The 16,780-nt window shown below is 36.3% G+C and carries 13 protein-coding genes; 1 reads left to right on the top strand and 12 read right to left on the bottom strand.

The annotated features are described in order from the left end of the window. Nucleotides 1-140 precede the first annotated feature (140 nt). Nucleotides 141-884 carry a hypothetical protein gene (locus DCS95_RS17805; RefSeq protein ID WP_116772147.1) on the top strand — a complete coding sequence of 248 codons (744 nt, stop codon included), beginning with the start codon at nucleotides 141-143 and terminating at the stop codon, nucleotides 882-884. Here the strand turns inward: DCS95_RS17805 and DCS95_RS17800 are convergent. The 12 genes from DCS95_RS17800 to DCS95_RS17745 all read right to left on the bottom strand — a co-directional run bounded on the left by DCS95_RS17800 (nucleotide 854) and on the right by DCS95_RS17745 (nucleotide 16,780). Then, the gene (locus tag DCS95_RS17800; protein ID WP_116772146.1) at nucleotides 854-2,434 is read right to left on the bottom strand and encodes a type IV secretory system conjugative DNA transfer family protein; all 1,581 of its coding nucleotides are present in this window, start codon (nucleotides 2,432-2,434) and stop codon (nucleotides 854-856) included. The genes DCS95_RS17805 and DCS95_RS17800 overlap by 31 nt on opposite strands. Before the next feature lie 3 nt (nucleotides 2,435-2,437). After that, entirely contained in the window at nucleotides 2,438-3,469 is a 1,032-nt protein-coding gene (gene mobB, locus DCS95_RS17795; protein ID WP_116772145.1) for a MobB family relaxase, read from the bottom strand. A gap of 11 nt (nucleotides 3,470-3,480) precedes the next feature. Beyond that, the gene (locus DCS95_RS17790; protein ID WP_116772144.1) at nucleotides 3,481-3,861 is read right to left on the bottom strand and encodes a BfmA/BtgA family mobilization protein; all 381 of its coding nucleotides are present in this window, start codon (nucleotides 3,859-3,861) and stop codon (nucleotides 3,481-3,483) included. Between the two features lie 431 nt (nucleotides 3,862-4,292). Next, nucleotides 4,293-4,490, bottom strand: a complete 198-nt coding sequence (locus DCS95_RS17785; protein WP_116772143.1) for a hypothetical protein — start codon at nucleotides 4,488-4,490, stop codon at nucleotides 4,293-4,295. Nucleotides 4,491-4,502: 12 nt separating this feature from the next. Beyond that, complete coding sequence (locus DCS95_RS17780; protein WP_116772142.1) at nucleotides 4,503-4,883, bottom strand: DUF6876 family protein; 381 nt, start codon at nucleotides 4,881-4,883, stop codon at nucleotides 4,503-4,505. Nucleotides 4,884-4,961: 78 nt separating this feature from the next. Beyond that, nucleotides 4,962-5,306, bottom strand: a complete 345-nt coding sequence (locus DCS95_RS17775) for a single-stranded DNA-binding protein (RefSeq protein WP_116772141.1) — start codon at nucleotides 5,304-5,306, stop codon at nucleotides 4,962-4,964. A 714-nt stretch (nucleotides 5,307-6,020) separates the two neighbouring features. Then, nucleotides 6,021-7,760: a hypothetical protein gene (locus DCS95_RS17770; protein ID WP_116772140.1), complete on the bottom strand. Its 1,740-nt coding sequence runs from the start codon at nucleotides 7,758-7,760 to the stop codon at nucleotides 6,021-6,023. 102 nt (nucleotides 7,761-7,862) lie between these two features. Next, a complete protein-coding gene (locus DCS95_RS17765) occupies nucleotides 7,863-9,650 on the bottom strand; it encodes a ParB/RepB/Spo0J family partition protein (protein ID WP_116772139.1) in 1,788 nt (595 codons plus the stop codon). 483 nt (nucleotides 9,651-10,133) lie between these two features. Further along, nucleotides 10,134-11,801: an FAD-dependent oxidoreductase gene (locus DCS95_RS17760; RefSeq protein ID WP_208630770.1), complete on the bottom strand. Its 1,668-nt coding sequence runs from the start codon at nucleotides 11,799-11,801 to the stop codon at nucleotides 10,134-10,136. Next, nucleotides 11,798-13,354 (bottom strand): sulfatase family protein, encoded by a 1,557-nt coding sequence (locus DCS95_RS17755; RefSeq protein WP_116772137.1) that lies wholly within the window; start codon nucleotides 13,352-13,354, stop codon nucleotides 11,798-11,800. Before DCS95_RS17755 ends, DCS95_RS17760 begins: the two co-directional genes overlap by 4 nt. Nucleotides 13,355-13,379: 25 nt before the next feature. After that, nucleotides 13,380-15,065, bottom strand: coding sequence for an FAD-dependent oxidoreductase (locus tag DCS95_RS17750; protein WP_116772136.1), 1,686 nt, complete (start codon nucleotides 15,063-15,065; stop codon nucleotides 13,380-13,382). A 263-nt stretch (nucleotides 15,066-15,328) separates the two neighbouring features. Continuing rightward, nucleotides 15,329-16,780 (bottom strand): RagB/SusD family nutrient uptake outer membrane protein, encoded by a 1,452-nt coding sequence (locus tag DCS95_RS17745; RefSeq protein WP_116772135.1) that lies wholly within the window; start codon nucleotides 16,778-16,780, stop codon nucleotides 15,329-15,331.

The raw sequence follows: 16,780 nt of genomic DNA, 5'->3' as shown, positions 1-16,780 counted from the left end.
CCTTCCAAAAAAACTTTTACAGGAACTTCGCCAGCAACTTGGTGATATCTCGCAAACAACTATTCGCACTTATAAAAAAGAAGCTTTTGACAAGATTAAAAGCTTTACTGAAGTAATGAAGTTAACTGAAGAATTATCCGATGGAAAAATCTAAAATTGACGAAATATTGGTTTCTTTAGGCTTTGGTTTTCCCGAAAGTAAGAATGATAATATTGCATTTGAAGAAACTTTTGAAAAGTATCAATTTGAAGCTGATGCTAATAAAATAGACTCAGAAAAAATTTTAAAAAGCTTAAAACCTAAAAAAAAAGTAACTAATATAGACTATCATCGTAGAACTGTATTAGCTGCCGAAATTGTATACAAACTTCATAAGGAAAATACATTAGGGCATTTGAAACTTCAGAAATTGATATATCTCTGTCAACATTCCGCTCAGATGGATTTATATACTAACTTTCTAAAACAAGCTATGGGCCCCTATGATAACAGGCTTATGCGGTCACTCGACAAACAATTTAAAGTAAATCAATGGTTTCAATTTTCAGGTGGGGAATATTTAAAATATCAACCACTCTCAAAAATAGGTGGTCATAGAGAGTGGTATGAAAAATATTTTTCAAATCAGCTTTCTGAAATTGACTTCATTATAGAGAAATTTAGAATAACAAAAACCAAAAGGGTCGAATTAATTGCTACTGTGTTTGCTTGTTGGAAAGAAATCATTGAAGAAAAGCAGCTTTTTAACAATGAAATTTTGATTAAAAAATTCTATAATTGGCATCCTGATAAATCGAAATTTTCTAAACAGGAAATAATCGACATAATTGAGTGGATGAAAAATGAAGGTTTCTATCCGAAAATCGACCTCGCCTCATCATAAATCCGCTCAAAATTAGACGCTAAATCAGCCTGAGAAAACTGTTTCGATTCCTTTGGTAACTCTCTTTGGATATTAGCCAATTTGAATTGAACCATTTTATCCTTACCATCAGCGTAGGTAATAAACTCGCCCTGCTTCAACCTGAAAAATACGTCTGCTCTAATCTTTGGAATTTCCTTTTCACCTGTTGTTATACGTGTATCAAAATCGAGATTATGGCCACGGCTTATGCTTTTAGTTGGGTCTTTAATGATTTCAAAAAAGCGCTCGTAATATTTGGCAGTATCCGGGTCGTTGACCTTGCCAAAAAACTGATAGGATAGATTGCTTAAAATAGCCTTACTTGCCTTATCGCCATACATCATATCATTCTGAATTTTATCCTGCATTACATAAATGGTGGCAATATCATAGCTTCTTAAAGTTGCCGGAATTCGGTGCATATTCAACAGGCGAATCGTTGGTGCTTCTTCCATTAACAAAAATGAGGGTTTGGAATTCCGTACACTCATTTGCTTAGTTATGGTGTGAATGATTGTGGCAATTACTGGCGAATAAGAGGTTTCATATTTTGGGTTGTTCACTACCGATATGATTGCGGGATTTTCCTCGCTATTGATGTTCAATGGCACTTCGTCTGCAGATAGTGCCATAAAAATGCGCTGTGTACTAATTCGTTTCAGCGCATTTGCCAAGGTACTTTTCACACCAGCTGTCTGCCTATCCGAATCCTTTCCACTAATAAAGGCATCTGCCATCGCTCTCGATGTGGTATTTGTTTCCAAAAACTGGATAAGGCTGTCGGTATCGAGCATTTGATAAATCGCTATCAAATGTGGAAGCGTACAGTAGTTGGGATAATCGGTTTTCAGTTTCCAAATCAATCCACCAATCAAACCTTCCGCGGCATCGTTAAAGAATTTAGTTGTTCCAGTTGTTCCACTTTCTCTTTGCTCTAAAAGGTTTTCAATTAAGACTCTTGACACCTCGTTTACGCTTTCTTCGTTCTCTAAATAGCGAGGTGCAATAGGATTTACCCTATGTATGATTTTGTCGAAGGAAATGACCTTAAAAGGAATATCGCTATCCTTAAAAAGCGGATACGCCATTTCGGTCAACTCAAAATCCTTGTAGTCGTGAATGATTCCACAGAATCCTTCTTTTTGGAAGTGTTTTAAAAAGCCATATACCACACTTTCGGTCTTTCCACTTCCAGCAGATCCGATGATGGATGCGCCCCTTTTGATGTTATCCAATTTAAAATTCCCTTTTGTCGTAGCAAAATTGACTTGATACTTTCTATTGCCATTTTGGACGGTTTCAGTTTTATGCAGAAAAACATACAATCCTATATTAATTAGCATTAGAGGGCATACCATATATAGCAATATCGATACTAATTCGTTCACTTCAGTTAAATAGAAAACCAAGCACGAAAGCATTATGAAATTCAAGAAAAGCGCATACTTGCTCACTCGAAACATCGCATAGAAAACCATACTGGCCACACCAATAATTGAAAGAATTGTTATGAGATTGTCTATTTCCATACCCTAAATTCCTATTGAACTTGATTTGATGGCCACTTCAGCACCACGTCTTAACCTTTTGAAAATCCGAAGTGCGATTTGTGTTTGACTAACTGGAATACTTGGCACTATCGGTAATCCTGATTTGGTAATCATTTTAAACGCTAATGCTTTTTCGTTCGCTGGTAATTTCATCAAGGCGGCGAAATACAGGTTGGGATTCTTCATAAAATCTTTTCGTGCCTTATAGGTCTCTGCAAAGTTGCGTTTGTAGCCAAAAGTCTTGTCAAACGTTTTTTCCGCTTTCTCGAAAAAGGCATCTCTATCAAAACCACGCCTTACTTTTTTGCCGTGCATTTCAACTTCGGATGCTTTATGCTTACTTCCTGGGGAAAGACTTACCGAATTTGAAGCATCCTTTCTGCTCACGATGATATGAATATGACTTTGGTTTCCATCTTTTTGCATTCCCTGGACAATCCGTTTGCCATTTTGCTGGTGTGGTGCTTGGCGTTCCAATTTGGCAATTTCCTTTTTCATTCTTTTAATATTCCCTTCAGCTCGTCCTTCTTGAATGTTTCTGATTTCGGTTTTCAGCTGAAGTATTTTTGTGACAAAGGGTTGGTTTTCTTTAATCTGAAAATCTGTTCCTTTGAATGTTCTTTGGTGTTCAATTTTCGCATAGTATTTTATATCATCGATGGTTATAGGTCGCCCGTTTATTTCCCGATTGAAACTGGCAACATAATCTTTCATCAGCTCACGAGTATAGGTTTTTAAATCTTGACTATTGTTCTGAAGTTTTCGCAATTCATATTTTGAAGGACTAACCGTGATAGAATAAAACTTGGGTTCTTTCTTTTTTAATTTTGCGGTATTACCATCAATTTCTTTGACCACTTCTTCAGCGGAAATCTCATCGCCATATTGATTGAAAAAATGTTCTATATCCTGTTGTTCCAAACCTTGATTTTCCTTTTCCAAATAGCCTACAAAATCAGCCGAGCTTTGTGAATAATTGTTACCTAATTTTTGAGATGTGATTGTGATGTACATAGCTCGAAAGTTTAGAGTTGGTTGCTTTGATTTTTCTTTTCGCGAAAGCGGACTTCCTTCTTTTCTTCGGCATATTTCTTTTCTACAATAAGCGGTTTTTTGGTTGGCTCTTCGGTCTCAAAAAGGGACTGAATCATAGCCACCGTAGGTTTGGTTTGTGTCTTTTCCACATCTCGCATTATGGCAATAACCGCATTGATTCTTTTGAGTAATTTAGCCTCAATGGTACGTCCTGTTGGACCTAATTTTTCCTTTGGCGATATTTCGTTGTAGAAGAAAAAATCGAGCATCGTTGCCATTGCCTCGGTGTGCGATTTGAAGTATGTGCGTGAGAAAGTTTGGAAGCGTTTTGCAGTTTCCTTTTTAAATCTAATTCCAGTAAATGAGTCCATATTTCGCCGATTTGTCGCAAAATCATCCCTAAAAATGGGCGTTTACAGCCCGTTTGTCGCAAATCGTTGATTGTCTGGAAATTACAAATTATTCAAATCGCTGATAATCAGCGATTTGAAAACGAAAAGGAATCCGAAACATCGCGCAGCGTGTTACCCTCTTGCTATTCCTTTTCGTCACGCGCAAGCGTGACGAAAATCCATACAATCCAGCTAAAAAGCCGATTGCCATTTTCGGGGAAAATGATTTTCCGATATGTTATTTTCGATGTGCAAGGTTATCGGCGAAAGTCGAAAAGTGGATAACCCTACTTAAATTTGAATGCTGAATTTCAGCGAAATAAAGATACGTTTTTTTATTGACTTGGTATTAATTACATACAAAAACACCCCTAAACTTTTAGAGGTGTTCCACATATAATCTTAATGTGTCAGATATTGAAAACATAATCGTAGGTGTATAGATTTTTAATCATTTCTTCATCTATTAACTTTTCATAATCTGCACCAGTTTCGTCAACATATTTTTGAATAGATTCCCCAAAAATATGTGTAACGTGTTCTCTCGAAACCTGTAAGAGTTCCTCTTGTTTTTCCTCGCTCAAATCTTGAAATTTAATGTAAATCATAACTTCAAAATTTTAGTATTCGCTTGGTAACATCAGCGTGTCATTTACAAAAAATAACCGCAGTTCATCGAGTGGAAAATCGGTTGCTCTGTAACCGTGTTTTTCTAAAATATTATCGTTGCCATCGCTGTAAACTATCTCGGCTTCGTAACCTGTAAAATCCTGGTTTTTTTCGGATAATCTTTTGAAGTCTATGGTTACAAATTCGCATCGGTTCATCAAACTTTTTGCAATTACGGACGTGTCCGTAATGAGCCAAAAACATTCTGCAACAGTAGACAGGTATTTCAATCCGTCCGTAAATCTTGTTCGTATGAGCGGTAAAGAATAGAACATTTCCGTTCCCGTAAAATATTGCAATCGCTCTTTTATTTCGTTAACTTGTGCTTTCATTGTGCATATATTTAAATGTGTGAATAATGAAAAAGAGGGCGCAACTTTCGAGAGGAACGCCCTCTTTAATTTTAAAGTTTACTTGTCGCTTTTGCTTCCAAGTAATAGGATTTCATCGGCTACAACTTCGGTAACATAGCGTTGTTCGTTATCATCAGTTGTATAGCTTCGAGTTTTAAGTTTTCCCGATATTCCAACTTCTTTGCCTTTTTCGACAAATTTTTCAACGATTTCGGCAGTTTTACCCCAAGCCACTACGGTATGCCAATTAGTGTCCGTTTGCTTTTCGCCTTTACTGTCTTTGTAATACTCGTTTGTGGCTAATGAAAAACGAGCTACTTTCTTACCGCTTTCAAGTTTTGTAATGGTTGGCTCTTGTCCAACGTTTCCAATCAATTGTACGTGATTTCTAATAGTACTCATAATAAAATATTTAAGTGATTTATATTTCCCCTATTTGTTTTAAACTGAATTAAATTTTAAGGGGTGTTTGTTCTTTTCTTCTGTGCACAGCACAATGGATAGAGTGGGTTTTGTCAAGACTTTTAGGGTAAAATCAGGTGTGTTTGCGACGTAGTAAATCCGCCTTTTTCGGCGGATTTCAAGGAAGTAGAAACCTTATTTTTCACTAAAACTCGTACAGTCTTGACAAGTTCCATAAGGGCATTAGCAATTCTTTTAAACGCAGTTGCGTTTGAGCGTACCGACAGTTAAGCGAAATAAGTGGCTGTGTTTACATTAGAATTGGTTATGTCGTGCCTGTTTTTCGATGACCCGAAAAACAACAAAGGCTTTATCCATTATAAACCCCTTAAAATGTGTAAGACAGCGGTTTGGTTTTTAAGGATTTTCAAGTGAGGGCTCAAGAAGTCCTCGCCGAAAATCCTGTCAAGAAAATCAAGCCAATGGCTTTCCGATTAAAAAAGCGGACTTAATTCACGATTTTGGCTCTGGAATGTAGTGTTCCTTTCCAGCGTAGCGGGAAGGGTTAGCGGAATGGAAAGCTGAAATCGGGCATTGTGTCCAAGACTTGTGTAGTGAAGCTCTTTTCTCGAAGTGAAGTGGTTGCCTGCTTTTTCAGCAGGCAAGCGTGGAATGTAGGGGAATGTGCTGAGGGGTATTTTAGCTAAGATTTATTTATTCAGGGAATAGTGGTGCTGCTTTTTCTAATAATTCTTTTGGTGTTCTCGTGAGATTTAGCTTTTCAACTTTATTGTCCACAAAGAAGGAAAAAGGCTTATACGATGACTTTAACATTGCAATACCTTCCTCTTCAGAACGAGGTTGCAGTTTTGCCTTTGACAACTCAAATCTTAGGTAATCTTCCTGATACTCCAATAGGATATCCCATAAATTCATTTTTTTTGATTGAAGAGCTTCTTTATTGAACATTAGTGTATCAATATCTATGATAACCAAATCTTGGACTCTGGAAATATCTAAACCATTTTCTTCCAATTTGACAAGTTCATCCCGAAACCAACCGTTGAGAATGGCATTTGCTCCTGCTGTGTTAAACATTCGATAATGTACAACCAATATCGGCCTGATAATACCTTTTTTCGAAGGAAACTGTGAGTCATAATCTGCTTTACCTTTGAGTAAAATTTCAATATTTGTTGCCAATTGTCGAACTGCTTTAGGTTTTCCCTTCTCGTTCTCAAACAACTTTAGCCTGAGCTCGGCTTCAAGTACTGTATAATCAGGACTTGTTTTTGATTCTTTAGATATTAATATATCCTTAGACTCAAATAGCATTGCTCGTTTACCATTTCTGATATAATAGTCTGGCGCTCCATCCATCAATTCATCAAGTTCCTTTCCTGATTTTTGAAAATATCGTTTTCCGAATATTTCTCTTAATAATGTATCGAGTGCGTATTGCTCACTATATTCGTATGTTTTAAGGCCATATAAACCTTTAACTTTTTGGTCATTTGGCAACTCATCGTTGATTAGCTTCATCCTAAAATATAGTCCATTGTATATCATTTCTATTACAAATAATGGCGATATAATACGGTATTTTAATTCTTCAATCTTGTACAGAGGCCTACTTCTTAAAGTCACAAAATCCAGCTCTGCAGCTATATCATCTGGGGATAGAATATGCTTGTCTATAAAATCTTCGTGGACAGGGTCTTCGAGATGTATCTCTGTATGAGTTTCCTTATCCTTCATTAAAACTGAATAAGTGATACCTAAAAGGCGACGTAGGTATTCATTGTAATTCTCAACGCCATAATATTTGTAAAAGGCATTTAACAACGGCCCGCATTGCTCAATACCAGAAAGAAATTCAAAATACGACACCGCACGCAGAAACTGGCAGGTAAATACTTTATCGGTTCTAAAGTTTATTAATTCATAATTGTGAAATTGCAACATTAGGATTGCTTGAGCAGCAGTAAACTGTAAGCCTGATTCTTCATCGGCTTTTTTTTGTTCGATTCCCCTATCGGTAAATGAGACCTGATTAAGGTGCAGGTAAGCTCTAAATATGTCACGCTCCATTTCCTCGTTGGTCTTTTCTGTTTCAACATCCTCGGAAATATTGTCAAAGATATATTCAAAGAACAGAAGGCTACTACCTACATACGGAATTTCGTAATCAGATATATCATAGTCTGCTTCTGCTACGTAGCTCAAGAGATTCTGGTATGCTTCATTGGCAAAATTCTGATTACCTTGCGAGAAGAACATATTCATAAAGGCGATTACATCACTATATTTTGATTTTTCTGTATCAAATCCAAGAAAGTGAGAACCTGTTTTCAATAAGGTATCACGACTTATTCCACTCAAATATTCATCAATAGATTTTCGATTCTCTTTTGGAAAGCAAGCTTCAAATGTAACACCAAGTTTAATTTTCATATTTCGTATTTAATCAAACAGTCAATATACTATTTATTTACAGAATCAGATATTGAGAAAAAGAGCCAGCACGAATGCCGACCCTTCTTCAAACAACAAAAGCTAATCGTTGAGTTCCTCAATTTGCTTTTCAAGAACAGTAAGGCGCTCTTTCAAACGTGCTTCAAGCTTGTTCCTTTTGTCGGCATATTCCTTTTCTATGCTAACAATCTTGGATTTGTAATATCCCTGCATTGCGTTGTAAAATGAAATGTTCGTCAGATTATTGACGTGATTGCTTTCGCCAAAATGCACTTGCTTTGTGAGCATATACCGTATCAACTTATGGAAGATTTCCTTTTTGAACTTCTTCTTGAAATTCTCTACCATTTCAACTTTGGTCATCTTTGAAGTTTCCCCTAAGAATTTTGAGAAATACTTTTGTTGACTCATATAGTCCACATTGTTCTCAAATAGCGATATTGAGAATGCGACCATTTCATCTTTTGAAAGTGTCTTCTTCGTATCAATGTATTTGGTCTCACGAATCATTTGCACAACTTCTTCAAACTGCTTGTTGTTCTCTATTTGCTTCTTACGGATTTCCCTTTCGTTGATTTTTATGATTTGTTCTTCAGGCGTACAATCTGCCATTTTTCTGTTGGCCAATGGTGCCGAATAATCCGTAGAATCGTTCTTTGACTTTTCAACAATCTTTACAAAGACCTCTTTATTCCTGTAAGTTTCAGGATGGAATAAAATGCCATTTACGAATCCGTTTTCTTTCGCTGAATTGTATTCTTCCAATGCTTCTTTATAATTCTGCATTGCTTCATCCAATTCTGCCATTAATTCATCTTCAGAATAATCGTAATGTTGATATTCTTTCTGAATAGCTTCAATTGTTGGCTCAATCGGATTCTCTATAATTTCAACATCGTCCAGTAGATAGACTTTCAACCCTTGCTTTTCCAATTGTGATATAATGAGCTGATTGTTCTCGTCATCTGCCCAATACTGTCGTATTTCAGGGATTAAAAGGATATTCTCTTTCTTGGACTTTTCAATCAGATTTAAGAACGATTTACTTTTCTTCGTTTCAAAACAGGCTGCTTTTGTACAGACCATCTTTCCTTCGCCGAATAGATTACCTTGATTAGCTGTATTGAAAGGACATTCTATACAAGACCCAGCTTTCGGCACCAATTTTTTATCGGTAACATCGAACGATGCTTTTTCCAAATCATAGGTCTGGTCTTTAATCATCCTGTTTATCTGATGCGCATTAAAATCCTCGCCCATCGTTTCCAGCATCATCTGTTGCTCTTCTGGTTCAAATAGCGCTACACCAACACCCAATGATATGGTCATTTCTCCATTTCGTATAAATTGCTTGAAACCGTCAATCAATCCAGCCAGTTTAAGTCGCTGTCTGATGAAGTTATCCGTTCTACCCAATCGCTTTGCAATTTCGGTAGGTGCATATCTCTCACTTAGGTAAGCAATCGCCTCAGCTTCTTCGGTAGGCTCGACATCCTGTCTTTGCAGATTTTCGATGATTTGAACTTCCAGAACATCATTGTTCTCATAAGTTCTCACGATACAGGGTACAGTCTTCTTTCCTGCCAATTTACTTGCACGATACCGTCGTTCGCCCATCACGATGACGTAGTGGCCATTTAGTTGTCTAACCGTAATTGGTTGTAACACACCGTGCTTTTCGATACTCTCAGAAAGCTGCTTTAACGCATCCTCGTTAAAGGTCTTTCTCGGCTGTTCAAGGTCAGGCTTGATTTTGCCCAATGGTAAGTTCTGAATTTGAAGTACGGATGTTTTTTTTCCGTTTACTTCTTTCTTGGCAGCAGATTTCGCTCTAATGCGCTTCTTTGTGGTACTCGCTTTTGTTGTCATAATACTCAAATTTTTGATTAAACAATATTTGAGCAGAAACCAAACGGAAGATAAAATCTTGGCTCAAAAGGAAACGGAATAAATGGGTAAGGGAAGAAGCGTTGGCTTTATGCCGTAGTCTTTTGATGGAAGTATTTTACGAGTTTAAATTGCGGGTATATTGTATGATATTAAACTACCTTTACTAAAATTTACAACCCATCATTAATTTTGGTTATAATTGCGTTAATTTTTATCAACAACCTTTTTTTTGTACCTCATTTACACCTCAGTTCCTTGAAACTACTGTGAATAAAGGATAGTTAGATATTGTATAGGGAAGTAAAACATCACTTATTTTTATTGATACGTGTAAAACGTTATTTATAATTCTTTGTATTTTAAACTAAAAAATAGGGACAACTACATATCGTTATCCCTATTTGCAATTAAACTAACATACTCAAATAATATTTTCACATGTGATGAAAAGCCCAAATAAAATCATTCGATTATTTGCCCTTTAGACAATAACACTTCTTTCAATTGCCCATAATCGACATTTTGAACTGCTATATTTTCATCAATAGCTATTACTGCGGCTGCAGCAGCTGATTGCCCCAAGATCATAAAAACCGGCTCCATTCTAATTGATCCAAAAGCAATATGACTTGATGATACACATACAGGAACAAGCAAATTTTTACATTCATTTTTCTTTGGCACCAAAGAACTATAAGAAATAGTATATGGACCATTAGTTTCCACTCCTATATCACCTTCGTTTTGTACAAATCCATCTGGTTTTATATAACGCTGTGCATTGTGAGAATCCATAGTATATGAACCTAATCCTATTGGGTTAGGAGTTTTACTCTTTTTTAATAGTTCATTTTCTGTCATTACAAATTCACCTACCATCCGTCTTGCTTCTCGAACATAAATTTGATGTGGCCAATTATCATTATCCACAAATTCATCTTTTGCCAAACCCCATTTTTGCATTTCCATTTGAATATTTTTTGGCACTCTAGGGTCATTTGCTACAAACCATAAAAGTCCTTTTTGGTATTGCTCGTGTTCTTTTATAATCTCCTTTCTTCTTTCATATGAAGCCTCTGGATAATCATAATTCATTCCGATATTGTCGCTACTAAACGGTCCATGATTATTTGTATCTGTCTTATGATTGGGAATAGCATCAAACTTATTGAACCATTCGTTCCAACCTGAATCAAATACACGAACAAGCAATTCATATTGCATTGAGTCATAACCTTCAGGCTTTGGAAAAGGTACTCTATTGGCTTCATGATTAGTCATACAAGTACGAAAACAATATGCTTGAATCTTATGGTCCCCATCATGTTTTTTACCTGGTGCTTTACTGGAAACCCTAGGTAATAATCCACTAGTTGAATCCCCTGGTATTATATAAGGGGATATATTAGATTGAAACCAATGTTTATGATGTAAAACACCTGTCTGCACTCCATTCCATTCTTCTCCATAAACATCTTTGCCTTCCCTACCTACATGATAACTTACACCTGCAGCTGCCATTAGATCACCTTCATATGTTGCATCTAAAAAAACTTTAGCCGAGTATGTTTTACCTGTCAACGTAGAAATTGATTTAATAGTTCCGTTTTCTACAACTACACCATTCTCCCGATCTAACCATTCATCTCTATCAACCCAAATTTCATTCTCTTTAATTAGGTCTTCAAATACATTTTCTGCTACATGAGGTTCAAAAATCCACATAGTCCTGTTTTCTCCATCCATGGCTGGTGTACCTTGTCCTGTATTTCCATATTCACTTTTAGGTTGCCATTTCCAAGCCTCATCAGTATTATAATGCTTATAAATTCTTTGATAAAATTCTCTTGCAAGTCCTCCAATTACACTTTTATCACCAGTATCAGTCCATCCTAATCCTCCAGAGGTCAACCCTCCCAAATGCTTGTCTGGAGAAACGACTATAACCGATTTCCCAGAGCGTTTTGCCTCTACTGCTGCCGTTATTGCCGCTGAAGTTCCCCCATAAATAATAATGTCTGCTGTAATTGTTTCTTTTACATCTGCAGATTTATCCTCACATGAATACAAAATCAAAGTTGAAATCATCAACACTACCATATGAAGTACGAAACGGCTTATATATTTCATTTGTTTTGATTTTTAGAATAGGTATTGGATGTTATTTCAAGTAATTCTTTTTTCATTTCTTCTCCCAATTCAAAATGCTCGTTAATTAAATCATTAGATTCAGATTCATCCTCCGCCAGATTATATAATTGACCCTGTAACTCATTCTCGTTTGGCTGAATATACTTCCAGTCCCCTTTCCGCAATCCCATTTGACCATTGGAAGATTGTACTACGACAGTATTTCTAATATTATTTTCCTTTCCCAAAAAGTTTAAAGATTGATCATAACTATCTATCGCAACATTCTCTGGCAAGTCATAATTGACAAGAGCTCCTAAAGTTGCCATTACATCGTTTAAAGCAAATAGTTTATCAGATTTAACTCCTAAAGGAATTTTATCTGCCCACTTAACGATAAAAGGCATACGAACTCCACCCTCCCATATTGTCCATTTAGAGCCTTTGAGATTACCATTTGGATGATGTTCATCAGTACCATTATTTTTTCCTTTTACATCTACCAAATCATTACTTGGGTTGGCATTGTCGATATGTAAGCCGGTTCTTTCAAACTGAGACCCGTTATCACTGGCAAAGATTATTATGGTATTGTCTTTTTGGTCAGAGCTTTCTAAAGTATCTAATATCTCACCTATTTTGCTGTCTAATTCAGCTACATAATCACCATAGGTACCTGCTTTAGTTTTTCCTATATACTCATCACTTACCGACAATGGAATGTGTGGTACATAAGGAGCAAAGTATAGAAAAAATGGACTTTTATCTGGTGATTTGAATCTTTGACTTAAAAATGCGATACTTTTTTTAGTAAGTAGTTTTAAATACTCGTTAGATGGAATAATTTGAATATGTTCTTTACCCTTGACAGCATCTATATTATAAAATTCATGCTGTAAGGCCGCAACTATATCATTACCTTCCATAACCCAGCATTCGCTCGCACAGCTAAACCCATACCAATTTTCAAAACCCTTATCTACAGGACCATTTTTAATAGGTTTACTTAAGTCGATATTTTCACCATTGTTCTTAGATTTAAACTGTCCATAACCCGCAGGTTTTAGTCCGTCCAATGTTGGAAAAGTTGCTCCTAGATGCCATTTTCCAAAACCTGCTGTTGTATAACCTGCTTCTTGTAACATTTTAGGAAGTGTTAATTGACCCTCGCTTATCATGGAAGGTTCATAATTTGCAAGTACACCGGATTTCTTCCAACTTCTAAAGGGGTATGTACCGGTCATCAACGCATATCTAGAGGGTGTGCAAACAGAGACGGGACAGTATGCATTGGTAAAACTAATGCCTTCAGATGCTAATTTATCTAAGTTAGGCGTAGGTACTAGAGAATGGTCATTATATGAACCCAGGTCACCATAACCGAGATCATCGGCTAAAATTAATATAATATTCGGTAAAGTTGATGCCTTCTCTTTTTGCGTTTGGCAAGATGAAAAAAACATCACACACAATACTATCAGACTATAAAAACCATGCTTACTCCTTGCAGATTTATTGATATATATGCTAACAGATTCTTTCGAAATCTTCATAATCAATTCAATTAAACTTTATTAATTATTCAAGGCGTTGACCATTTTTTAAAAGAACAGATTTTAAAGTATTATAAGGAACATCTTGAACCGAACTATCTGAATCAATAGCCAAAGAAGCAGCAGTAGCGGCAGACTGACCCAGAACCATAAATACAGGCTCCATTCTTATAGAACCAAAAGCTATATGTGTAGAACTAAGACAAACCGGCACTATTAAATTTTCACACTCTTCCTTTTTTGGAGTCAAAGACTTGTAACTTATAGGGTAAGGATCAAAACCGTGAGCTTCTACGTTCCCTTCATTTTGAACATAACCGTTAGCATCAACATACCTTTGAACATTATGAGAATCCATTGTATACGCAGCCATACCAATAACATCCTCTGCAACTACAAGCCCCTCACAATTATGTTGTGTCATTACATAATCACTGATCATGCGTCTGGCCTCACGAATATATAGTTGTTGCTGCCATCCATCTTCTCTCTCAAACTCATCTTTTGTTGTCCCCCATTTTGAAGCTACATCACGAACCTCTTTAGGAATTCTGGGGTGATTGGCCAATGTCCACATTAAACCCATTTGGTAATTGCGGTGATCTTCTACTATTCGTTCTCTTTCAGCGTATGAAGCCTCTGGATAGTTATAGTTCCTTCCGATATAATCGGTAGAAAAACCAAATCTGTTATTCGAATCGGTTTTACGATTTGGCATACTGGAATTAATTAATGGCAATAAAGGTCCGCCTTTATAGTACATATCACGTACAGACCCTTCCCTTGCTTCATAATTACGAAATAGCAATTCATAATTCAATTCATCATAATCATCCGGTTTTTTAAAAGGAATTTTATTCTCAGGATGGTCTGTTAGGCACATTCTAAAACAATAAGCCTGTACTTTATCATCTCCAGCTCCCTCTACCCCTGGTTTTTCATTTATATTCGGCAAAAGTCCACTCTTTGGGTCCCCTTTTACAACATAAGGATCTACTCTTTGTATAAAATTATGATTAGCTGCATTCTTAGAAACTAATTTAGTTAAGGAAACATTATAATTATTTGCCTGTACACCATTTAAAGTTTCTCCGTATTCTTCATTACTCTCACGACCTACAGTATAACTAACACCACTTGTAGCCATTAAGTCACCTTCATAAGTTGCATCAAGAAACACTTTACCAATGAATTTTTTCCCACTTTCCATTGTAATAGAAACGATTCTACCATTTTTCATTTCTACACCAGAATCCCTATTCAATCTTTCATTGTATACTAGTTTTACCTTCTCTTTTTTTAACATCTGATTATAAACCGATAGTGCTGCCGAAGGTTCAAATGTCCACATGGTAGGCTCTCCTTTCTGCGTTCGTGTTTGGCCACCATCCTTATAATCAGACTTATCTTCCCATTTCCAATTACTTGAATCATCATAATACTTTTTAATGTTCTCGTAAAATTCTCTAGAAATTCCTCCTATTGCCTGCTTGTTACCAATATCCGTCTGTCCTAAGCCTCCTGTAGTTAAACCTCCAATTCGGCTTGTTGGTTCAATAAGTACGACTGATCTATTCATTCTACTCGATTGAATAGCTGCTGCAACACCGGCCGAAGTACCTCCATAAATTACTATATCATATTTTTTTGTTTGTGCGTTCAAGCCTTGAAACATTAATATGAGAGTGAAAATTTGTATTAATTTGGTCATATTCTTTATTAATTAGTAATATACTTTATGCTATTTTCTAAAATTTTATTCGTTTAAAAATTCTTGGTTTTATTAAAAAAGCACTACCATTTTTCTTGACAGTGTTCACTTTTTAAGCACAGACTATCAATCACTCAACTTATTATTGACAAAAAAGTGGATTAACAGTTTTTAGCGTCCCTCTAGTTTTAAAAATATTTAGCAAAAAGAGATAAAGAATACAGGCCGAATTTGAGACCTGTATTCTTGACACTATTTAAATATTAATAACCTGGGTTTTGGTCAGATTGGCTTATTGCCGGATTGTTATTGATTTCATTTTCAGGAATTGGCCACAATAAGCGTTCATCAATAATATTTTTGCCAGCAGCTGTAAAAGCCTCTTTAACCGTACCGGTTCGTTTCAAATCAAACCAACGTCTACGTTCCAATAAAAACTCGTAACCACGTTCTTGTAAGACCGCATCTCTAAAATCGCCTGAACTCATACCAGAAGGATAATCTTCTGCAGATACCGTGTTCAAATCTAAACCATATGCTCGTCTCTTAATAATATTAAGTCGCTCTAATGCAAGTGCTGTTGGGCCACCATTGGCGTTACTTGCCGCTTCCGCATAAATTAAATATGCCTCGGCAAACCTATAAATAGGCACACTGTATACATTTTGCCCAGACGAATTGGAAATAAACTTTTTAAAGAGTACCGGCAATGTTTCCGGTAAAGAAACCCATGACCCATCAAAATTTTGATACTCTGTGTACAAATTAAAATCCTTTCGTAAGTCATTATCATCCCAACTATCTCCAATAAATGAATTTGTATCAGGAAGCCATGCAAAGTAACCTGTAGATGAATAATTATACGGCAGCGCCTGCCCTCTATGAATATATGTTGGAATACCCGAAGTTTTTGTTTCAGAGTGGTGAACAGACATTATATCTTCTGAGCTAGAATCTACAGCAAAAATCTTATAAAAATCATCTGGACTTTCAACTTCTACTAAACTAAAAGGACCGTTAACAATTACATCATTGGCCTTATCTGCTGCTGCATCCCAATTTTCTAAAGTCAAATACACATGAGCCAATAACATTTTAGCAGCCCATTTTGAAGCTCTACCCGTTTGTGAACCTGTTTCACCTAGTCTACTTTCTGCAGCCAAGGCATCAGCAACTATTAATTCATACACCATACTTTCTGGCTCCCGTGCGGCTTCTACGGTACTTAAATCTACACTTTCACTAGTCTTTATAGGTACAGCACCCCAACCACGAACTAGTTCAAAATAACTTAAAGCTCTTAAAAAATAGGCTTCTCCAAGTATCATCTCTTTAGTTTCCGCATCTATATCTTCTATTTGTGATACATTATCTAAAACCGCATTGGCACGATTAATCGTAGTATAAAGTGATGACCAATTTGAGGCACACCTTCCAATACTTGTTTGATCCAATATTTGATCCCAAATAGTAATTGGTGCTTGTGACCCTCTACCAAAAATAAAATCGCCATGTAGCTCGGTCATCAAATAATGGTTCATACCATAAAAATCGCTTTGTAATCCAGCGTAAACACCGACAATGGCGGCTTGAGCATCTTCTTCGTTATTGTAGAAGTTTGCCTTTGAAACAAAATCCCTTGGAACTTCTTCCAGTGTTTTTTCACAGGCAGAGAAACACATGATTATTATTAATCCTAAAACTATATTTTTCAT

The sequence above is a fragment of the Maribacter litoralis genome, assembly GCF_003075045.1.
Taxonomy (GTDB): domain Bacteria; phylum Bacteroidota; class Bacteroidia; order Flavobacteriales; family Flavobacteriaceae; genus Maribacter; species Maribacter litoralis.
The sequence above is the reverse complement of the archived record's forward strand: the minus strand, read 5'-3'. Positions and strand labels throughout refer to the sequence as shown.